This is a genomic window from Pseudomonas nitroreducens (assembly GCF_014204515.1).
Taxonomy (GTDB): Bacteria; Pseudomonadota; Gammaproteobacteria; order Pseudomonadales; family Pseudomonadaceae; genus Pseudomonas; species Pseudomonas nitritireducens_A.
The window spans coordinates 140858-159772 of sequence record NZ_JACHLI010000009.1 but is presented as its reverse complement, the minus strand read 5'-3'; the positions used below and the strand labels follow the sequence as shown (position 1 = coordinate 159772).

Annotated in this window: 21 protein-coding genes; 14 read left to right on the top strand and 7 right to left on the bottom strand. The window is 65.5% G+C overall.

The annotated features are described in order from the left end of the window. Positions 1 to 57 precede the first annotated feature (57 nt). The 5 genes from minD to HNP46_RS13965 all read left to right on the top strand — a co-directional run bounded on the left by minD (position 58) and on the right by HNP46_RS13965 (position 3773). Entirely contained in the window at positions 58 to 873 is an 816-nt protein-coding gene (minD, locus tag HNP46_RS13985) for a septum site-determining protein MinD (RefSeq protein ID WP_184589816.1), read from the top strand. Further along, positions 870 to 1124, top strand: coding sequence for a cell division topological specificity factor MinE (minE, locus tag HNP46_RS13980; RefSeq protein ID WP_015478210.1), 255 nt, complete (start codon positions 870 to 872; stop codon positions 1122 to 1124). Before minD ends, minE begins: the two co-directional genes overlap by 4 nt. Positions 1125 to 1202: 78 nt before the next feature. Next, positions 1203 to 1838 carry an RluA family pseudouridine synthase gene (locus HNP46_RS13975; protein ID WP_184589814.1) on the top strand — a complete coding sequence of 212 codons (636 nt, stop codon included), beginning with the start codon at positions 1203 to 1205 and terminating at the stop codon, positions 1836 to 1838. 190 nt (positions 1839 to 2028) lie between these two features. Next, the gene (locus HNP46_RS13970) at positions 2029 to 3318 is read left to right on the top strand and encodes a M18 family aminopeptidase (protein WP_184589811.1); all 1290 of its coding nucleotides are present in this window, start codon (positions 2029 to 2031) and stop codon (positions 3316 to 3318) included. Between the two features lie 53 nt (positions 3319 to 3371). Then, on the top strand, positions 3372 to 3773 hold the full coding sequence (locus HNP46_RS13965) for a GFA family protein (RefSeq protein WP_184589809.1): 402 nt from the start codon (positions 3372 to 3374) through the stop codon (positions 3771 to 3773). Between the two features lie 250 nt (positions 3774 to 4023). On the opposite strand, the gene HNP46_RS13960 is transcribed toward HNP46_RS13965, so the two are convergent. Further along, positions 4024 to 4740 carry a UTRA domain-containing protein gene (locus HNP46_RS13960; RefSeq protein WP_184589807.1) on the bottom strand — a complete coding sequence of 239 codons (717 nt, stop codon included), beginning with the start codon at positions 4738 to 4740 and terminating at the stop codon, positions 4024 to 4026. Positions 4741 to 5065: 325 nt separating this feature from the next. On the opposite strand from HNP46_RS13960, the gene HNP46_RS13955 reads away from it, so the two are divergent. Genes HNP46_RS13955 through HNP46_RS13930 form a run of 6 tightly spaced genes read left to right on the top strand, consistent with a single transcriptional unit; the run spans position 5066 to position 10246 of the window. Then, the gene (locus tag HNP46_RS13955; protein ID WP_184589805.1) at positions 5066 to 6124 is read left to right on the top strand and encodes an ABC transporter substrate-binding protein; all 1059 of its coding nucleotides are present in this window, start codon (positions 5066 to 5068) and stop codon (positions 6122 to 6124) included. Positions 6125 to 6180: 56 nt separating this feature from the next. Then, positions 6181 to 6990: an alkaline phosphatase family protein gene (locus HNP46_RS13950; protein ID WP_184589803.1), complete on the top strand. Its 810-nt coding sequence runs from the start codon at positions 6181 to 6183 to the stop codon at positions 6988 to 6990. Further along, on the top strand, positions 6987 to 7829 hold the full coding sequence (locus HNP46_RS13945) for an ABC transporter permease (protein WP_184589800.1): 843 nt from the start codon (positions 6987 to 6989) through the stop codon (positions 7827 to 7829). Before HNP46_RS13950 ends, HNP46_RS13945 begins: the two co-directional genes overlap by 4 nt. After that, the gene (locus HNP46_RS13940; protein ID WP_184589798.1) at positions 7813 to 8601 is read left to right on the top strand and encodes an ABC transporter permease; all 789 of its coding nucleotides are present in this window, start codon (positions 7813 to 7815) and stop codon (positions 8599 to 8601) included. The genes HNP46_RS13945 and HNP46_RS13940 overlap by 17 nt, the downstream gene beginning before the upstream one ends. After that, positions 8598 to 9593, top strand: a complete 996-nt coding sequence (locus HNP46_RS13935) for an ABC transporter ATP-binding protein (protein WP_184589796.1) — start codon at positions 8598 to 8600, stop codon at positions 9591 to 9593. The genes HNP46_RS13940 and HNP46_RS13935 overlap by 4 nt, the downstream gene beginning before the upstream one ends. Next, the gene (locus tag HNP46_RS13930; RefSeq protein ID WP_184589794.1) at positions 9593 to 10246 is read left to right on the top strand and encodes an HAD family hydrolase; all 654 of its coding nucleotides are present in this window, start codon (positions 9593 to 9595) and stop codon (positions 10244 to 10246) included. Before HNP46_RS13935 ends, HNP46_RS13930 begins: the two co-directional genes overlap by 1 nt. Positions 10247 to 10331: 85 nt before the next feature. On the opposite strand, the gene HNP46_RS13925 is transcribed toward HNP46_RS13930, so the two are convergent. Beyond that, positions 10332 to 11294, bottom strand: a complete 963-nt coding sequence (locus HNP46_RS13925) for an NAD(P)H-quinone oxidoreductase (RefSeq protein ID WP_184589792.1) — start codon at positions 11292 to 11294, stop codon at positions 10332 to 10334. A gap of 138 nt (positions 11295 to 11432) precedes the next feature. On the opposite strand from HNP46_RS13925, the gene HNP46_RS13920 reads away from it, so the two are divergent. Both HNP46_RS13920 and HNP46_RS13915 read left to right on the top strand, forming a co-directional pair. Then, the gene (locus tag HNP46_RS13920; RefSeq protein WP_184589790.1) at positions 11433 to 13511 is read left to right on the top strand and encodes a carboxy terminal-processing peptidase; all 2079 of its coding nucleotides are present in this window, start codon (positions 11433 to 11435) and stop codon (positions 13509 to 13511) included. Positions 13512 to 13600: 89 nt separating this feature from the next. Then, positions 13601 to 15349, top strand: coding sequence for a bifunctional diguanylate cyclase/phosphodiesterase (locus HNP46_RS13915; protein WP_184589788.1), 1749 nt, complete (start codon positions 13601 to 13603; stop codon positions 15347 to 15349). A 1-nt stretch (position 15350) separates the two neighbouring features. On the opposite strand, the gene HNP46_RS13910 is transcribed toward HNP46_RS13915, so the two are convergent. The 3 genes from HNP46_RS13910 to HNP46_RS13900 all read right to left on the bottom strand — a co-directional run bounded on the left by HNP46_RS13910 (position 15351) and on the right by HNP46_RS13900 (position 16517). After that, a complete protein-coding gene (locus HNP46_RS13910; RefSeq protein WP_260403169.1) occupies positions 15351 to 15767 on the bottom strand; it encodes a sel1 repeat family protein in 417 nt (138 codons plus the stop codon). Between the two features lie 70 nt (positions 15768 to 15837). After that, positions 15838 to 16203 (bottom strand): hypothetical protein, encoded by a 366-nt coding sequence (locus tag HNP46_RS13905; protein WP_184589784.1) that lies wholly within the window; start codon positions 16201 to 16203, stop codon positions 15838 to 15840. Continuing rightward, positions 16200 to 16517, bottom strand: a complete 318-nt coding sequence (locus tag HNP46_RS13900; protein WP_184589782.1) for a helix-turn-helix domain-containing protein — start codon at positions 16515 to 16517, stop codon at positions 16200 to 16202. The genes HNP46_RS13905 and HNP46_RS13900 overlap by 4 nt, the downstream gene beginning before the upstream one ends. 97 nt (positions 16518 to 16614) lie before the next feature. Between HNP46_RS13900 and HNP46_RS13895 the strand changes: the two genes are divergently transcribed. Next, entirely contained in the window at positions 16615 to 17361 is a 747-nt protein-coding gene (locus tag HNP46_RS13895; RefSeq protein WP_260403165.1) for a substrate-binding periplasmic protein, read from the top strand. On the opposite strand, the gene HNP46_RS13890 is transcribed toward HNP46_RS13895, so the two are convergent. Together HNP46_RS13890 and HNP46_RS13885 are read right to left on the bottom strand one after the other, a co-directional pair. Further along, positions 17349 to 17774 (bottom strand): YkvA family protein, encoded by a 426-nt coding sequence (locus tag HNP46_RS13890; RefSeq protein ID WP_184589778.1) that lies wholly within the window; start codon positions 17772 to 17774, stop codon positions 17349 to 17351. The two genes, HNP46_RS13895 and HNP46_RS13890, sit on opposite strands and share 13 nt — an antisense overlap. Before the next feature lie 374 nt (positions 17775 to 18148). Continuing rightward, positions 18149 to 18895 carry an FKBP-type peptidyl-prolyl cis-trans isomerase gene (locus HNP46_RS13885; protein ID WP_184589776.1) on the bottom strand — a complete coding sequence of 249 codons (747 nt, stop codon included), beginning with the start codon at positions 18893 to 18895 and terminating at the stop codon, positions 18149 to 18151. Between the last annotated feature and the right edge of the window lie 20 nt (positions 18896 to 18915).

Here is an 18915-nt window from a genome sequence, read left to right as displayed (position 1 = left end):
TACTGCCGCGACTTTCAGGGACCAGAATTCTTCGTTTTTTCTTTGGGGTGAATCACCTTGGCCAAGATCCTCGTAGTCACTTCCGGTAAGGGTGGCGTCGGTAAAACCACCACCAGCGCAGCCATCGGCACCGGCCTGGCCCTGCGCGGCCACAAGACCGTCATCGTCGACTTCGACGTGGGCCTGCGTAACCTCGACCTGATCATGGGCTGCGAACGCCGCGTGGTGTACGACTTCGTCAACGTCATCAACGGCGAAGCGACCCTGACCCAGGCCCTGATCAAGGACAAGCGCCTCGAAAACCTGTTCGTGCTGGCCGCCAGCCAGACCCGCGACAAGGACGCCCTCACCCAGGAAGGCGTCGGCAAGGTCATCGAAGAGCTCAAGCAGACCTTCGACTACGTGATCTGCGACTCCCCGGCCGGCATCGAGAAAGGTGCCCACCTGGCCATGTACTACGCCGACGAGGCGATCGTCGTGACCAACCCGGAAGTCTCCTCGGTCCGCGACTCCGACCGCATGCTCGGCCTGCTGGCGAGCAAGTCCGCCCGCGCCGAGAAAGGCGAGGACGCGATCAAGGAACACCTGCTGCTGACCCGCTACAACCCCGAGCGCGTCACCAAGGGCGAAATGCTCGGCGTCGAGGACGTCGAGGAAATCCTGGCCATCCGCCTGCTCGGCGTGATCCCCGAATCCCAGGCGGTGCTCAAGGCATCCAACCAGGGCGTGCCGGTGATCCTCGATGAAGAGAGCGACGCCGGCCAGGCGTACAGCGATGCCGTCGAGCGCCTGCTGGGCAAGGAAATGCCCCACCGGTTCCTCGATGTGCAGAAGAAAGGATTCCTGCAGAGACTGTTCGGAGGACGTGAATGAGCCTTTTAGATTTCTTCCGCAGCCGGAAGTCGCAAAACAGCGCCTCCATCGCGAAAGAAAGACTCCAGATCATCGTCGCCCATGAGCGCGGCAACCGTTCGCAACCGGACTACCTCCCGCAGCTGCAGAAAGACCTGCTGGAAGTGATCCGCAAATACGTGCCCATCGACCAGGAACAGGTTCAGGTCGAGCTGGCCAACCAAGGCAGCTGTTCGATCCTAGAACTCAACATCACCCTGCCGGAGCGTTGATCCGGCCTGGGTGAATCTGCGGCGGCCTCGGCCGCCGCAGTCGTTTCTGTCTCATTCATTATTCCCGTACGAGTTTCCATGCCGCTTTCCCAGATCGAATTCGTCCATGAGGACGCCGCCCTGCTGGTGGTGAACAAGCCCACCCTGCTGCTCTCCGTGCCTGGTCGCGCGGACGACAACAAGGATTGCCTGATCACCCGCCTGCAGGAGAACGGCTACCCGGAAGCGCGCATCGTCCATCGCCTGGACTGGGAAACCTCCGGCCTGATCGTGCTGGCCCGCGACGCCGACAGCCACCGCGAGTTGTCCCGCCAGTTCCACGACCGCGAGACCGAGAAGGCCTACACCGCGCTGTGCTGGGGCGAACCCGAACTGGACAGCGGCCGCATCGAAGCGCCGCTGCGCTACGACCCGCCGACCAAGCCGCGCCATGTGGTGGACTTCGAACAGGGTCGGCATGCGCTGACTTTCTGGCGCGTCCAGGAACGCCACGGCAACTGGAGCCGCGTCGAGCTCACGCCGATCACCGGCCGCTCGCACCAGCTGCGCGTGCACATGCTGAGCATCGGCCACCCGTTGCTGGGCGACCGGCTGTACGCCGAAGGCGAAGCCCTGGAACTGCGCGACCGCCTGTGCCTGCACGCCAGCATGCTGGCCCTGACCCACCCGCAGACCGGCGAGCGCCTGCGCTTCGAGTCGCCCGCGCCGTTCTGATGCTTCGAGCTTCTTATTAACGTAGGAGCGGACTCCGTCCGCGATCTGCCCCCGGCCTGCTCGCAGCAGCCGGAAATCGATCGCGGACGGAGTCCGCTCCTACGCGCGTCCTGGCTGAGGGCGCGCGGCCCCAGCCGCAGATTCGCGCATTTACGTTAAACTTCCGGCCATTCGCTGTCCGGAGTTACCCATGCGTGCAGAACTCAACCAGGGCCTGATCGATTTCCTCGCGGCCTCCCCTACCCCCTTCCATGCCACCCAGGCCCTCGCCCTTCGTCTCGAAGAAGCCGGTTACCAGCGCCTGGATGAGCGCGACGCCTGGCGCACCGAAGCCGGTGGTCGCTACTACGTCACCCGCAACGATTCCTCGCTGATCGCCTTCAAGCTGGGCACCGCGCCGCTGCTGGAGAACGGCCTGCGCCTGGTCGGCGCGCACACCGACAGCCCCTGCCTGCGCGTCAAACCCAACCCCGAACTGGTGCGCAACGGTTACTGGCAGCTGGGCGTCGAAGTCTACGGCGGCGCGCTGTTCGCCCCCTGGTTCGACCGCGACCTGTCTCTGGCCGGCCGCGTCACCTTCCGCCTGGCCGGCAAGGTCGAGAGCAAGCTGATCGATTTCCGGGCGCCCATCGCGGTGATCCCCAACCTGGCGATCCACCTCAACCGCGAAGCCAACCTCGGCTGGTCGATCAACGCGCAGACCGAACTGCCGCCGATCCTCGCCCAGGTTGCCGCTGGCGAGACCCGCGACTTCCGCGACCTGCTCGGCGAACAACTGCAGCTGGAGCACGGCATCACCGCCGACGCCATCCTCGACTACGAGCTGAGCTTCTACGACACCCAGCGCGCCGCCGTGATCGGCCTCGACCAGGCCTTCATCGCCGGCGCCCGGCTGGACAACCTGCTGTCCTGCTTCGCCGGCCTGCAGGCCCTGCTGGGCAGCAGCGACGAGCAGAGCGGCGTGCTGGTCTGCACCGACCACGAGGAAGTCGGCTCCTGCTCCGCCTGCGGCGCCGACGGCCCGTTCCTGGAACAGGTGCTGCGCCGCCTGCTGCCCGAAGGCGACGCCTTCACCCGTACCGTGCAGCGTTCGCTGCTGGTCTCCGCCGACAACGCCCACGGCGTGCACCCCAACTACGCCGACAAGCATGACGGCAACCACGGCCCGAAACTCAACGGCGGCCCGGTGATCAAGATCAACAGCAACCAGCGCTACGCCACCAACAGCGAGACCGCCGGTTTCTTCCGCCACCTGTGCCTGGAAAACGAAGTGCCGGTGCAGAGCTTCGTGACCCGCAGCGACATGGGCTGCGGCTCCACCATCGGCCCGATCACCGCCAGCCAGATCGGCGTGCGCACCGTCGACATCGGCCTGCCGACCTTCGCCATGCACTCCATCCGCGAGCTGGCCGGCAGCCAGGACCTGCACTACCTGGCCAAGGTGCTCAGAGCCTTCTACGACAGCGCCGACCTGCCCTGACCCGAACGCCCGGCGCCCGCCGGGCGTTTTTCTTTTTGTGAGGAGAACCCGCCATGTCCTTCAACGGAAGCTGCCTGTGCGGCGACATCGCCTATGAGATCGATGGCCTGGACATGCCCATCGGCCATTGCCACTGCCTGACCTGCCAGAAGGCCCACTCGGCGGCCTTCGCCAGCACCGCCGGGGTAATGCGCGAGCACTTCCGCTGGACCCGCGGCGAAGACCAGGTGGCGGCGTATGAATCCTCGCCCGGCAAGCTGCGCAAGTTCTGCCCACGCTGTGGAACGCAACTGATCGCCGAGCATGCCGGCCAACCCCACGTGATTGTCCGCGTGGCCAGCCTGGACGACGATCCCGGCACGCGGCCGGCACGGCATATCTGGGTGTCCCACGATCGCCCGTGGCTGGCGCAGGACGGGATTCCGGCTTATCCGGAGTGGAACCCGGATCGCTGAGTTTCCCTGCAGGGCAACTGTCTTTTCGGGCGTGCTTGTACCAGCGATTCCCCTCACCCCAACCCTCTCCCTGAGGGAGAGGGAGCTGTCCGTGCCGGCTGACGCGATGGTTTCATCCTGCACCGAACGTCCCCTTTCCCTCTGGCAGAGGACTGCCCCGCTGTAGGAGCGAGCTTGCTCGCGAACCCGCCCAGCGCCAGCGTCACCGGGAAATCCGTTCGCGAGCAAGCTCGCTCCTACAGGCCCACTCTCAGTCCGGCACTTCCACGCTCACATGGATGGCATCGTGCCGCCAGAACTCCAGGTCGCAGTCGATGATGCGCCCGTGCTGGTCGCGATTGATCCGGGTGATGCGCAGCGCCGGGCTGCCTTCGGCGACGCGCAGGACGCTGGCCGCCTCGCCGTGCAACGCCGTGGGCACCATGTCGAAACGCACGCGGCCATAACGGATGTCATAGCGGCTGGCGTACAGCTCGGTGAGCGAGCAGGTCAGGTCGCTGTCGAGGATGCCGGGGAAGTACGCCGGATTCAGGTAGTGCTCGACGTAGAGCACCAGCCGACCGTCCACCCGCCGCAGCCGACGGATCTGGTAGACGCTCGATAACGCCGGCAGCTCCAGCAGCTCGCAGATCGCCGCGCTGGCCGGCACCTGCCGCGCCGACAGCACCTCGGTCGCCGCGACCCGCCCCTGGCCTTCGACCATCGCGTGGTAGTGGCTGCGCACCAGCGGGTTGTACAGTAGACGCGGCGGCGAGACGAACCAGCCGCGGCGCTCCTCGCGGTAGATCAGGCCCTGCGCCTCCAGTTGCCCCAGCGCCTCGCGCAGGGTGATGCGCGTGGTGTCGAACAACTCGCTCAGCTTGCGTTCGGCCGGCAGCTTGCCGCCGGCGCTGAGCAGGCCGCTGTCGATCTGCTCGATCAGCGCGCGGCAGATCGCAGTCACCGTGGGTAGCGCCGTATCGCGCATTCCTTTCCCTCTTTTGGACTAGTCCAGCCCCAGAACAGGGCATTTCTTTCCCCTCACGGGGTGCGGTCATCCTAGGAAAGGCCGATGACCGTCCCGTGACAGCGGCTTGGCAAGCAGCGCCCATGCCAGATAACGACACCAGCGTAGCCCAGGCGGATCAGGGTATCTGCCATGGTCTACGCTTTTTCCCGACGACGCTGTGGACGCCAGAGGCAGACCCGGCGCGCTCGGGGGTTACATCAAACTGTCATCCGTCCCGCTTAGATTGGCCTGCGTCTTGCTGATCTAGACCACGTTGCTACATACCGAACCGAAGGAGCACCGAATGAAACGCTTGCTTGCTTCACTGCTGGGATCGGCCATTGCCATTGGCAGCGGCCTCGCCATGGCGGCCGACGCCGATCTGCAATCGCTGGAAGCCGCCGCCCGCAAGGAAGGCCAGGTCAACAGCGTGGGCATGCCCGACAGCTGGGCGAACTGGAAGGACACCTGGAAGGACCTGGAAAGCAAGTACGGCCTGAAGCACATGGACACCGACATGAGCTCGGCCCAGGAGCTGGCCAAGTTCAAGGCCGAGAAGGAAAACGCCAGCGCCGATATCGGTGACGTCGGCGCTGCCTTCGGCCCCATTGCCGTGCAGCAGGACGTCAGCCAGCCCTACAAGCCCAGCACCTGGGACCAGGTGCCGGACTGGGCCAAGGACAAGGACGGCCACTGGGCGCTCGCCTACACCGGCACCATCGCCTTCATCGTCAACAAGCAGCTGGTGAAGGACGTTCCGCACAGCTGGGCCGACCTGCTCAAGGGCAAGTATAAGGTCACCGTGGGTGACGTGAGCACCGCCGCCCAGGCAGTCAACGGCGTGCTGGCCGCTTCCATCGCCAATGGCGGCGACGAGAAGAACATCAAGCCGGGCCTGGAGTTCTTCGCCCAGTTGGCCAAGCAGGGTCGCCTGTCGCTGACCAACCCGGTGATCAACACCCTGGAGAAGGGTGAAGTGGAAGTCGGCATCGTCTGGGACTTCAACGGCCTGAGCTACCGCGACCAGATCGACCCGTCGCGCTTCGAAGTGCTGATCCCCTCCGACGGCTCGGTGATCTCCGGCTACACCACCATCATCAACAAGTACGCGAAGAACCCCAACGCCGCGAAGCTCGCCCGCGAGTACATCTTCAGCGACGCCGGGCAGATCAACCTGGCCAAGGGCAACGCGCGGCCGATCCGTGCCGAGCACCTGACCCTGCCGGCCGAGGTGAAGGCCAAGCTGCTGCCCAACGAGCAGTACGCCAAGGCCCAGCCGATCAAGGACGCCAAGGCCTGGGAAGAGACCTCCAAGCGTCTGCCGCGGATGTGGCAGGAAAGCGTCATCATCAACATGCAATGACCCCCGGCCGCCCCGGCCCGCGCCGGGGCGGCAGCGTTCGACAAAGGCCCCGTCCCATGCGCCACGACGTCATCCTGGTCGTCCTCGACGGCCTCAACTACAGCGTCGCCCACGACTGCATGGGCCACCTGCAGGCCCTGTGCAGTGCCGGCCGCGGCCAGCTCTACCGGCTCGAATGCGAGCTGCCCTCGCTGTCGCGCCCGCTCTACGAATGCATCCTCACCGGCGTGCGCCCGATCGACAGCGGCATCCTGCACAACGACGTGTCGCGCCTGTCCAACCAGCGCAGCCTGTTCCATTACGCCCGCGAGGCCGGTCTGACCACCGCCGCCGCGGCCTATCACTGGGTCAGCGAGCTGTACAACCGCACGCCCTTCGATCCGGCCCGCGACCGTCACACCGACGATGAATCCCTGGCGATCCAGCACGGCCACTTCTACTGGAGCGACCACTACCCCGACTCGCACCTGTTCACCGACGCCGAATCGCTGCGCCGCCGGCATGCGCCCAATTGCCTGCTGGTGCATCCGATGAACATCGACGACGCCGGGCACAAGCACGGCCTGGGCACGCCGCAGTACCGCAACAGCGCGCGGCACGCCGACATCATCCTCTCCGAATACCTGCACCAGTGGCTGACCGCCGGCTACCAGGTGATGGTCACCGCCGACCACGGCATGAACGACGACCGCAGCCACGGCGGCATCCTCCCCGAGGAGCGCGAAGTGCCACTGTTCGTCTTCGGCGAGGCGTTCAGCCTCGATGACCAGGCGCGTCCACGTCAGGTCGAACTGTGCGGCACGCTGTGCGAGATTCTCGGCGCGCCCCACGACAAACCGCTCTGCCGGGAGTTGCTCAAGGCATGAGATCGAATACCGGAAAGCTCTTCGCCCTGCTCTGCCTGCTGCCCTTCGCGCTGTTCTTCTTCGCCTTCCAGCTGGCACCGCTGCTGTGGGTGATGATCAACAGCGTGCGCACCGGCGACGGCTGGGGCCTGGGCAACTTCAGCGAGATCTTCGACTCGCCGTTCTACCTGCAGGCGATCCGCTACAGCCTGGAAATCTCGGTGTGGTCGAGCCTGATCGGGCTGCTCATCGCCGTGCTCGGCAGCTACTCGCTGCGCCAGGTGAACACCAGGCTGCGCGACTTCGTGATGGCCTTCGCCAACATGACCAGCAACTTCGCCGGGGTGCCGTTGGCCTTCGCCTTCATCATCATCCTGGGCTTCAACGGCGCCATCACGCTGCTGCTGAAACAGGCGGGTTGGATCGAGGATTTCAACCTCTATTCCAAGACCGGCCTGATCATCCTCTACACCTACTTCCAGATTCCCCTGGGGGTGATGCTGCTCTACCCGGCCTTCGACGCCCTGCGCGAGGACTGGCGCGAATCCGCCGCGCTGCTGGGCGCCAGCCACTGGGCGTTCTGGCGGCACATCGGCATCCCGGTGCTGACGCCGGCGCTGCTGGGCACCTTCGTCATCCTCCTGGCCAACGCGCTGGGCGCCTACGCCACGGTCTACTCGCTGACTACCGGCAACTTCAACGTGGTGCCGATCCGCATCGCCGGGCTGGTCTCGGGCGACGTGTTTCTCGACCCGAACATGGCCAGCGCCCTGGCCATGGTGCTGGTCGGCCTGATGACCATCATCACCCTGGCCCACCAGTGGCTGCTGCGCCGGAGCTACCATGTCCAGAAACGCTGACGCGCTGTACCACCGCGTGGTGGTCTACGCGCTGTTCCTGATCCTGCTGGTGCCGCTGGCCGCCACCCTGCTGTACTCGCTGGCCACCTCGTGGAGCGCCAGCGTGCTGCCCGACGGGCTGACCCTGAAGTGGTTCCTCACCCTGTGGAGCGACCCGCGCTTCCTCATCGCCTTCGGCCAGTCGCTGCTGGTGTGCTTCGGCGCGCTGGTGCTGAGCGTGGTGCTGGTGCTGCCGCTGATGTTCGTCATCCACTACTACTTCCCGCGCCTGGATGCGCTGATGAACGTGCTGATCCTGCTGCCCTTCGCGGTGCCGCCGGTGGTGTCCTCGGTGGGCCTGCTGCAGCTCTACGCCTCCGGCCCGCTGCCCATCGTCGGTACACCGTGGATCCTGATCGGCTGCTACTTCACCATCGCCCTGCCCTTCATGTACCGCGCGATCAGCAACAACCTGCAGGCGATCAACCTGCACGACCTGATGGACGCCGCCCACCTGCTCGGTGCCAGCACCTGGCAGGCCGCCCTGCTGGTGGTGCTGCCGAACCTGCGCAAGGGCCTGATGGTGGCGCTGTTCCTGTCGTTCTCCTTCCTCATCGGCGAGTTCGTCTTCGCCAACCTGCTGGTAGGTACGCGCTACGAGACGCTGCAGGTGTTCCTCAACAACATGCGCAACAGCAGCGGCCACTACACCAGCGCGGTGGTGGTCTCCTACTTCCTCTTCGTCCTGCTGCTCACCTGGGCGGCCAACCGTTTAAGCAAGGACAAGGCATGAGCTTCCTCAGCGTCGAGACACTGAACAAGAGCTACGGCAGCACCACGGTGTTCCAGGACATCGACTTCGCCGCCGAGCGCGGCGAGTTCGTCACCCTGCTCGGCCCCAGCGGCTGCGGCAAATCCACCCTGCTGCGCTGCATCGCCGGGCTGACACCGGTGGACAGCGGCAGGATCCACCTCGACGGCGAAGACATCGTGCCCAGGAGCCCGCAGAAGCGCGGCATCGCCATGGTGTTCCAGAGCTACGCGCTGTTCCCCAACATGACCGTGGAGCAGAACGTCGCCTTCGGCCTGCGCATGCAGAAGGTGCCAGCCGCGGAGTCCACCCAGCGGGTGAAGGAAGCGCTGGAGATGGTCGAACTAGGCCCGCTCGCGGCGCGCTATCCGCACCAGCTGTCCGGCGGCCAGTGCCAGCGCGTCGCCCTGGCCCGCTCACTGGTCACCCGCCCACGCCTGCTGCTGCTCGACGAACCGCTGTCGGCGCTCGACGCGCGCATCCGCAAGCACCTGCGCGAGCAGATCCGCCGCATCCAGCAGGAGCTGAAACTGACCACGGTCTTCGTCACCCACGACCAGGAGGAAGCGCTGACGCTGTCCGACCGTATCGTCCTGATGAACGCCGGACGCATCGTCCAGAGCGGCGATGCCGAGACCCTCTACACCGCGCCGGAAAACGCCTTCGCCGCCGGCTTCATCGGCAACTACAACCTGCTCGACGCGGCCCAGGCGACGAAGCTGCTGGACCGCCCGTTCCGCCAGCAGGTGGCGATCCGCCCCGAGTCCCTGCGCCTGAGCGTGGAGCCGGGCGAAGGCATCCCGGTTCGGGTACTCTCCCACAGCCTGCTGGGCAACGTGATCCGCTACCGGGTCGACGCCGCCGGCGTCGAGCTGACCGTGGACGTCCTCAACCGCAGCGCCGAGCGCCTGTACCCGGCGGGCACCCAGCTCGGCCTGCAAGTAGACATTGAAAGCATTCGGGAGGTGGCCTGATGGCCCTGGTGATATTCGACCTCGACGACACCCTGATCGACGGCGACTGCGCGAGCCTGTGGGCCCGGCGCATGGCCGATCTGGGCTGGGTGGACGCGGAGTCGTTCCTCAAGCGCGACGCCGAACTGATGGCGCAGTACGCGCAGGGCAAGCTGCCCATGGAGGACTACATGGCCTTCGCCCTTGAGCCGATGGCCGGGCGCAGCGTGGATGAAGTCGAGCGGGAAGTGGAAACCTTCGTCGAGGACGTGATCGAGCCGCTGATCCACAGCGACGCCTGCACCACCCTCGCCCGCCACCGCGAGGCCGGCGACCGCCCGCTGGTGATTTCCGCTTCCGGCGTGCACCTGGTGCAGCCCATCGCCGAACGCATCGGTATCGATGAAGTGCTGGCCATCGACCTGGAAGTGCTCAACGGCCACTACACCGGCCGCACCGTCGGCACCCTCACCTACCGCGAAGGCAAGGTGCTGCGCCTGCTCGACCTGCTCGAAGGCGACGACAGCCCACTGGCCGACGCGCACTTCTACTCCGACTCGCGCAACGACCTGCCGCTGCTCAAGCTCGTGGGCCATCCGCACGTGGTGAATGCCGACCCGGTGCTGCTGGAGCATGCGCAGAAGATGGGCTGGGATGTCCTCACCTGGAAATGAGTAGTCTGCCGAGAACGCAAAAGGGCCGCTGATGCGGCCCTTGTGCTTTTGCCTTGGCAGGAGCGAGCTTGCTCGCGAACCCTCGTCAGACCAGGCTTTCGTCGATCACCACCACCACCTTGCCCTGCACCTGGTTGCTCGCCAGCGCGTCGAACGCACTCTGCGCGTCGCTGATCGGGAAGGTGCGCTCCAGCTGAGGACTCAGTTTGGCGGTTTCGAACAACGGCCAGACTTTCTGCCCCAGCTCGGCGATCAGCTGTGCCTTGAAGTCGGCGTCGCGCGAGCGCAGGGTCGAGCCGATCAGCTGGATGCGCTTGCCCAGCAGCAAGGCGAGGTCCAGCTCGGCCTTGCGCCCGCCCATCAGGCCGATGACCACCCAGCGACCGTCGCGGCCGAGGATTTCCAGGTCGAGCCTGGCGTAGTTCGCCCCCACCGGATCGAGGATCACGTCGAACGGTGCGAAATCCCGCAGCGATTCGAGGTTCTCACCACGCAAGGCGCCGCCCTCGGCACCCAGCGCCTCGCAATAGGCCAGGCGCTCGGCGGAACCGACGCTGACCCAGCACGGGCTGTTGAAGGCCTTGCACAGCTGGATACCGGCCGAGCCGACACCGCTGGCACCGGCATGCAGCAGGACCTTTTCGCCCGGCTGCAGCGCGCCGAGCATGAACAGGTTGAGCCAGGCGGTGGCGTACACCTCCGGCAGTGCCGCGGCCTCGGCCAGACTCAGGCCGGCAGGTACGGGCAACGCGTGGCGCTGGTCCACCACCACTTCCTCGGCCATGCCGCCACCGGCCAGCAGCGCGCAGACCCGGTCACCCACCTGCCAGGTGCTGCCGGCGCCGACCTCGGTCACCACCCCGGAACATTCCAGGCCGATGATGTCGCTGGCCCCCGGCGGCGGCGGATAGAGACCCGCCACCTGCAACAGGTCGGCACGGTTGAGTCCCGCGGCGGCGACCTGGATGCGGATCTGTCCCTGTGCGCAAGTCGGGTTCGGCCGCTCGGCCCACTCCACTCGCCCTTCGATGCCTTGCAATGCGTTCACGCTGCCTCCATAGTGACTTCGCAGGGCCCGATCCGTAAGGTCGGGCCCTTTCTTCGCGCCGAATTCACCTGCGATTGAACCCGGCGCCGCCAATTAAGGCCTAATATGCGTCATAACTCCGCGATCAGTCGAATCAGCATGAAGCGATTTTTGCCCCGTACCGCCCTGTTGTTCATCCTCGGCGCAACCGCCTTTTCCTCGTTCGCGGCTACCACCAGCCCGAATGTCTGGGACGGCCTGCAGCCCGACCGGGATCAGGTGATCGCCAGCCTCAACATCGTTGAGCTGCTCAAGCGCCATCACTACAACAAGCCGCCGCTGAACGACGAGCGCTCGGCGAAAATCTACGACAGCTACCTGAAGACCCTCGATCCGGCGCGGATGTATTTCACCCAGGCCGACATCGACCAGTTCGCGCCCTGGCGCACCCAGTTCGACGACTTCCTCAAGAGTGGCGAGCTGGAACCCGGCTTCACCATCTACAAGCGTCACCTGGACCGCCTGAAAGAGCGCCTGGACTTCGCCCTGGCGACCCTGAACAAGGGCGTCGACAAGATGGACTTCACCAAGGACGAGTCGCTGGAAATCGACCGCGAGAAGTCGCCCTGGGCCAAGGACAGCGCCGCGCTGGACGACCTGTGGCGCAAGAAGGTGAAGGACGAGGTCCTGCGCCTGAAGATCGCCGGCAAGGACAACAAGGCCATCCAGGAACAGCTGACCAAGCGCTACAAGAATCAGCTGATGCGCCTGGAGCAGACCCGCAGCGAAGACATCTTCCAGGCCTACATCAACGCCTTCGCCCAGACCTACGATCCGCACACCCAGTACCTGTCGCCGGACAGCGCGGAAAACTTCGACATCAACATGAGCCTCTCGCTGGAAGGCATCGGCGCGGTGCTGCAGAGCGACAACGACTACGTCAAGGTCGTGCGCCTCGTTCCCGCCGGCCCCGCCGAGAAGAGCAAGCAGATCGCTACCTCCGACAAGATCATCGGCGTTGCCCAGGGCAAGGGCGAGATGGTCGACGTGGTCGGCTGGCGCCTGGATGAAGTGGTCAAGCTGATCCGCGGTCCGAAAGGCTCGCAGGTCCGCCTGGAAGTGATTCCGTCGACCAACGCGCCGAACGACCAGACCAGCAAGATCGTCACCATCACCCGCGAGGCGGTGAAGCTGGAAGACCAGGCGGCGAAGAAGTCGGAAATCACCATTGACCACGAAGGCAAGAACTACAAGCTGGGCATCATCGACGTGCCGGCGTTCTACCTCGACTTCAAGGCCTACCGCGCTGGCGATCCGGACTACAAGTCCACCACCCGCGACGTCAAGAAGCTGATCGGCGAGCTGCAGAAGGACAAGGTCGACGGCATCGTCATCGACCTGCGCAACAACGGCGGCGGCTCCCTGCAGGAAGCCACCGAGCTGACCGGCCTGTTCATCGACCAGGGTCCGACCGTGCTGGTGCGCAACAGCGACGGCCGCGTCGACGTGCTCAATGACGACGAGGGCAAGGCCTTCTACACCGGCCCGATGACCGTGCTGGTCAACCGCCTGTCCGCCTCGGCTTCGGAGATCTTCGCCGGCGCCATGCAGGACTACCACCGCGCACTGATCGTCGGCGGCCAGACCTTTGGCAAGGGCACCGTGCAGACCATCCAGCCGCTCAACCATGGCGAGCTGAAGCTGACCCTGGCCAAGTTCTACCGCGTCTCCGGCCAGAGCACCCAGCACCAGGGCGTGATCCCGGACATCGGCTATCCGTCCATCGTCGACGACAAGGAAATCGGCGAGAGCGCCCTGCCCGACTCCATGCCGTGGGACACCATCAAGCCGGTGCTCAAGGCCCAGGCCGATCCGTTCAAGCCGTTCCTCGACCAGCTGCGCAGCCGTCACGATGCACGCACCGAGCACAACGCCGACTTCGTCTACGCCCGCGAGCGCCTGGCGCTGGCCCAGGAGCTGATGAAGGAGAAGACCGTCAGCCTCAACGAAGCCAAGCGTCGTGCCCAGCAGACCAGCATCGAGAACCGCCAGCTGGCCATGGAGAATGCCCTGCGCAAATCCAAGGGCCAGGAGCCGCTCAAGGAGCTGAAGAAGGAAGACGAGAACGCCCTGCCGGAAGAGGACAAGACCAAGCCGGAGGACGACGCCTACCTGACCGAGTCCGGGCACATCCTGATCGATTTCCTGAATCTGGACTCCCAGGTCGCCAAACACTGAGCAGCTGTAATGAAACAGTCATGACGCTGTCGTGAAATGCAAAGGGCCGGTATACCGGCCTTTTGCTATTCCAGCCACCGAGAACCGTCATGACCGTCACCGAGCAGTTGAGCGCACTGGATCAGATCCTCGCTCACGGCGACCTGCACTGCCTGTTCCAGCCCATCCTGTCGCTCTCCGAAAGGCGCCTGGTGGGCTACGAAGCCCTCACCCGCGGCCCGTCCAACGGCCCCCTGCATTCTCCCCTGCCGCTGTTCAGCATCGCCCGCAGCAGCGGCCGCCTGAGCCAGCTGGAACTGCTCTGTCGACGCAAGGCCTGCGCGCGCTTTCGCGACCTGCGGCTGGCCGGCAAGCTGTTCCTCAACGTCTCGCCCGAGTCGCTGCTGGAGCCGACCCACCAGCCCGGCCGCACCCTGCAGCTGTTGCAGACCTTCGGCATCTCGCCCAGCGACGTGGTGATCGAGCTGACCGAGCAGACCCCCATCGAAGACTACAACCTGCTCGACACCGCGCTGCACCACTACCGCGCCATGGGCTTCTCTATCGCCCTGGACGACCTGGGCGCCGGCTACTCCAGCCTGCGCCTGTGGTCCGAACTGCGCCCGGACTACGTGAAGATCGACCGTCACTTCATCGAAGGCATCCACCTGGATGCGGTGAAGCGCGAGTTCGTCGGCTCGATCCTGAAGATGGCCCACGCCTCCCGCGCCCAGGTGATCGCCGAAGGCATCGAGATTCCCGAGGAACTGGCGGTGCTGTCGGAAATGGGCGTGGACCTGGTGCAGGGCTACCTGCTCGGCCGTCCCGCCGAGACTCCGCCGCGCGATGCGCGCAGCCTGCTGCCGGAAGTCGACAATGCCGGCTCGCTGCTTGCCGAAGATCAATCCGACCTCCAGCCGCTGCTCATGGAGCAGCCGGCGGTCCCTGACAGCACACCCATCGGCGATGTGCTGGAGGCCTTCCGCGCCCAGGCCAACCTGAACTCCCTGGCGGTGCTCGACCGCCACGACCAGCCGGTCGGCATCGTCCATCGCCATGCGCTGTCCGACGCCCTGCTCAAGCCGTTTGCGCCGGAGCTGTATGCGCGCAAACCGATCAGCCGACTGATGAGCAGCGACTTCCTCGCGGTGGAGCGCAGCCAGTCCCTGCAACAGGTCAGCCGCCTGCTCACCAGCCGCGCGCGGCAGCGTATCGAGGAAGATTTCATCATCACCCTGAACGGCCGCTACCTGGGCCTGGGACGGGTCATCGACGTGCTCAAGCTGATCACCGAGCTGAAGATCCGCCAGGCCCGCCATGCCAACCCGCTGACCCTGCTGCCGGGCAACGTGCCGATCCAGCAGTGCCTGACACGCGTACTGCAACAAGGGCGCGAAGCAGTGGTGTGCTACGTCGACATCGACAGCTTCAAGCCCTTCAACGACCTCTACGGCTACGCACGCGGCGACGAAGTGCTGCTGTGCCTGGCGCAGTGCCTGGGCGAGCGCGTCGACCCGACGCGGGACTTCGTCGGCCACATCGGCGGCGACGACTTCATGCTGGTGTTGGGGACGCCGGACTGGCGCGAGCGGCTCGATCACCTGCTGGAGGATTTCCAGGGCCAGTGCCGGCGCTTCTACAGCCGCGAACACCTGGAAGCAGGCTGCTTCGTCTCCCACAACCGCCAGGGGCGACGCGAGGAGTATCCGCTGCTGTCACTGTCGATCGGCGTGGTGCACGTGAAGAGTGGCGCCGGCCAGCGCCTGGATGCCAGCCAGCTGGCCGGCATGGCCTCGGAAGCCAAGCGGCACGCCAAGGAAATGCCCGGCTACAGCCTGCACGTGCTTACCGCGGAGTGATTCAGAGCCCGAGCTGGCGGGCGCGCGCCTCGTAGCGCTCGGCCTGGGCGCCATCCGGCTCAAGTCCGGGTCCGCCACTGCGGTACAGCTCGCCGAGCCTGCGTGCCGCCAGCGGGTGACCCGCTTCGGCGGCCTGACTCCAGAAGCGAGCAGCCTCCTGCGCATCACCGGCATGGCGGGTATCGCCCTTGAGCGATTGCACGCCGACCTGATAGGCCGCCTTGTGATCGCCCGCCGCGGCGGCCAGGCGGAGCAACCGCAGACCTTCCTCGCGGGCACCCAGGCCCTGGCCACGGAACAGCAGCAGGTGCCCGTAGAAACTCTGGGCGCCGACATCGCCCAGGGCGGCCATGCGCGAGAACTGCCCCTGCATCCAGGCCCAAGAGCGCGGCTGGCGCACCATCCACGGCCAGCCCATCAGGCGACGCGCCACGGCGTAACTCAAGCGCGCACGCAAACGCCAGAACAGCTCGCGGGGTGTCGCCACGTCAGAGCTCCTCGGGGTACTCGAACTCGAACACCCGCACCACTTCCGCCGCATGCCAGCCAGCCGCCGCCGGGCCATCCGGCGCGCCGGAAAAACGCCCCAGACGTTCGACGCACTCGAAGAATCCGGTGCGCGGCAGGCGACTGGCGCCCTGGCTGATCACCAGCGAACTGCGCAGCGGTCGGCCGGCGCGGGCATCCAGCGCCGCTAGGTGCTCCAGCGCGGCGGTCAGTACGGTCATCGCCGGAGTCGGCAATTGCAGGCGCTCGATCAGCGCCCGGTAGGTCAACAGATGGCGCTGGCGGCGGGCATCTTCCAGCTCGCCGAGCAGGCCTTCCCAATGCTTGCGACTGATCTGCACGCTCAAGAAGCCGACTCCCCAGTGCCCAGGGCACGACGCAGGCCATGCTGGATGGCGTCGCTGGCTTCGCGCTCGCCGCTCTCGATCATCTCCAGATAGGACGGGCTGACGCCCACCGAACGCGCCAGCGCCTCGAGGGACAGGCCGCGGGCTTCACGCAGTTTTTTCCAGTCCGGCTTCTCGTCAAACACTGGCGCGGCAGCCGGTTTGACCAATTGGGCGGAGCCTCGTCCGGCGGCGGCCAGCAATGCCTGATACTCGGCCCAGGGAACTACGGCGTACTCCGCTTCGCCGTCACGCATTATCACTTGCACGTTCATGACAACACTCCTTGCAGGCGGCCATCTTAACAGCCTGGCGGGCGCCTGTGCCGGCTATACTGCTGCGGCCGTCACACCCACCGACGCGGGGACCGACTTGCAGCGCATCCTTCCGATCTGCCTTTGCCTGGCCAGCGCCCTGTGCGGCGCCGAAGAACTGCGCTGGGGCTATTCGCCCAGCAACGGCATGCCCTACGCGGAAAGTATCGACCATGAATTGGCCCCTGGCTTCATCCGCGACCTGGGCGAGCGCGTCGGCCAGCGCCTGGGACTGGCGGTGCGCTTCGTCGAGACGCCGGACAAGCGGGTCGAGCCGGCCCTCGCACAGGGCTCCATCGACCTGCAGTGCATCAACAATCCGCAGTGGATGAAGGCCCCGCAGAAGCTGCACTGGTCGCCCAGCCTGTTCGAGGAAGAGGACGCCCTGGCGCAGCGCGCCGACCGCCCGCCGCTGCAGGACCTGCCGCAGATCAGCGGGGTCCGCGTCGGCACCAGCCTGGGCTATGTCTACCCCGCCGCGCTGATGCAGGCCTTCGCCGAAGGCCGGGCCAAGCGCGACGACGTGCGCGACCTCGACACCCGCCTGCACATGCTCGAAGCCGGGCGCCTGGACGCGCTGATCGACATGCGCCGGCCGCTGGAATTCCTCCTGGCAGAGCATGCCGCGCTACCGGTGGCGATCAACCGCAGCAGCCTGCAGCGCTACTCGATCCACTGCTCCTACGGGCCGTCCTTGCCGGTCCCTGCCGAGCGCCTGGACGCCCTGCTGCAGGCCATGGTGGATGACGGCTCGATCCAGCGCCTGCTCGGCGAGCAGAGTGCGCGACTGCGTCAGAGGCGCTGAAGCGTTTCGGGCGACGGCAGCCGCTTGAGCGCTTCGCGGGTTTCCACGCCCTGGCCGTCGCGCCAGACCTTGAACGCATCGATCTCCGACTGCCAGCGGCGCACTACCCAAGCCAGCACGGCGAGGTCGTCGAGGAAGCCGACACCGAACAGCCAGTCCGGCACCAGATCCACCGGCGAAAGGAAGTACAGCAAGGCCGCCACCACCGACAGCAGGGCCTGGGAACTGAGGCCGCGATAATCACCGCGCACCCAGGCCACCAGCAGTTCCTGGAGCAGCTTCAGATCGCTCCCCGCCAGTTTCATCCGGCCACTCTTGCGCGCCACCGCGAACAGCAGCGCAGGCACCCGGCCACCGGCGATAAAGCGGCTGGCCAGCTTCAGGAAGCGGTCGAATCCCGGAGGCTTTTTCATGGGTTCACCTCAAAAGGAAAATTCTTACAGGGCAGGTTCAGGTTATCCACCTTTCCTGTGGATAACTCTGTTGAAAGCCACCCTCGATATCGCCCAAACGCCCGCCCCATGAGGGCTGCAGACAGATCGGCGATTTTTTGTTCAGCCTTACAAATGCGTTAAAAATCATGCAGTTGCGGCTAAGCGATGGGCTCGTCAATGTCAAGGGGAGGACATTGTTTCAACTGCGTCATATATGTGCATAAGGGTAACACCAGGGCCCAGGTTACTCCCTTTCAGACCCGACGGTCAGCGCGCCGTTCCAGAGCCCTTCCTGCAAAAATGAAAACGCCCCGTGGGTAACGGGGCGTTTTCTCTGGTACGAAGGTACTCAGTTACTGCTTGGGCGCTTCCGCGGCCGGAGCAGGAGCTTCGGCTTCAGGCTGGTTCGGGTCCTTGATCGCCAGCAGCTCCAGGTCGAACACCAGGACCGAATTGGCCGGGATGGTCGGGCTCGGGCTCTGCGCGCCGTAGGCCAGCTCGCTGGGGATGAACAGCTTGATCTTCTCGCCGACGTGCATCAGTTGCAGGGCTTCGACCCAACCCGGGATCACGCCGCCGACCGGCAGGTCGATCGGGCTGCCACGCTGGATGGAGCTGTCGAACACGGTGCCATCGACCAGCTTGCCTTCATAGTGAACGGTGACCACGTCGGTGGCCTTGGGCTGCGCGCCGTCGGCTTTCTTCACGACTTCATACTGCAGGCCGGACTTGGTGGTGACCACGCCGTCACGCTTGCCGTTCTCGGCGAGGAATTTCTTGCCGGCTTCCAGCGCCTCGGAATTCTTCTTGGCGACCTGCTCTTCAGCGCGCTTCTGCAGGGCGGTGAAGGCCTCGGTCAGCTCTTCGTCGGTCAGCTTCTGCTTCTGCTTGCCGACGGCGTCTTCGATACCCAGGGCGACGGCTTTCGAATCCAGGTCATTCATGCCTTCCTGGGCGAGGCTCTTGCCCATGTTCAGGCCGATGCCGTAGGAGGCTTTCTGCGCAGGAGTCTTGAGTTCCACTTCGGCGGCCTGTTTGTCGCAGCCCGCGAGAACCAGGCCGACCAGCGCGATCGCTGCCGCCAACCGATGTTGTTTCATGCTGAATCCTTGTCTTTGCG

Coding starts and splice junctions, on each gene's coding strand:
- minE (WP_015478210.1), top strand. CDS start 870: ATGAGCCTTTTAGATTTCTTCCGCAGCCGGAAGTCGCAAAACAGCGCC.
- HNP46_RS13975 (WP_184589814.1), top strand. CDS start 1,203: ATGCCGCTTTCCCAGATCGAATTCGTCCATGAGGACGCCGCCCTGCTG.
- HNP46_RS13970 (WP_184589811.1), top strand. CDS start 2,029: ATGCGTGCAGAACTCAACCAGGGCCTGATCGATTTCCTCGCGGCCTCC.
- HNP46_RS13965 (WP_184589809.1), top strand. CDS start 3,372: ATGTCCTTCAACGGAAGCTGCCTGTGCGGCGACATCGCCTATGAGATC.
- HNP46_RS13960 (WP_184589807.1), bottom strand. CDS start 4,740: ATGCGCGATACGGCGCTACCCACGGTGACTGCGATCTGCCGCGCGCTG.
- HNP46_RS13955 (WP_184589805.1), top strand. CDS start 5,066: ATGAAACGCTTGCTTGCTTCACTGCTGGGATCGGCCATTGCCATTGGC.
- HNP46_RS13950 (WP_184589803.1), top strand. CDS start 6,181: ATGCGCCACGACGTCATCCTGGTCGTCCTCGACGGCCTCAACTACAGC.
- HNP46_RS13945 (WP_184589800.1), top strand. CDS start 6,987: ATGAGATCGAATACCGGAAAGCTCTTCGCCCTGCTCTGCCTGCTGCCC.
- HNP46_RS13940 (WP_184589798.1), top strand. CDS start 7,813: ATGTCCAGAAACGCTGACGCGCTGTACCACCGCGTGGTGGTCTACGCG.
- HNP46_RS13935 (WP_184589796.1), top strand. CDS start 8,598: ATGAGCTTCCTCAGCGTCGAGACACTGAACAAGAGCTACGGCAGCACC.
- HNP46_RS13930 (WP_184589794.1), top strand. CDS start 9,593: ATGGCCCTGGTGATATTCGACCTCGACGACACCCTGATCGACGGCGAC.
- HNP46_RS13920 (WP_184589790.1), top strand. CDS start 11,433: ATGAAGCGATTTTTGCCCCGTACCGCCCTGTTGTTCATCCTCGGCGCA.
- HNP46_RS13915 (WP_184589788.1), top strand. CDS start 13,601: ATGACCGTCACCGAGCAGTTGAGCGCACTGGATCAGATCCTCGCTCAC.
- HNP46_RS13910 (WP_260403169.1), bottom strand. CDS start 15,767: ATGGGCTGGCCGTGGATGGTGCGCCAGCCGCGCTCTTGGGCCTGGATG.
- HNP46_RS13900 (WP_184589782.1), bottom strand. CDS start 16,517: ATGAACGTGCAAGTGATAATGCGTGACGGCGAAGCGGAGTACGCCGTA.
- HNP46_RS13890 (WP_184589778.1), bottom strand. CDS start 17,774: ATGAAAAAGCCTCCGGGATTCGACCGCTTCCTGAAGCTGGCCAGCCGC.
- HNP46_RS13885 (WP_184589776.1), bottom strand. CDS start 18,895: ATGAAACAACATCGGTTGGCGGCAGCGATCGCGCTGGTCGGCCTGGTT.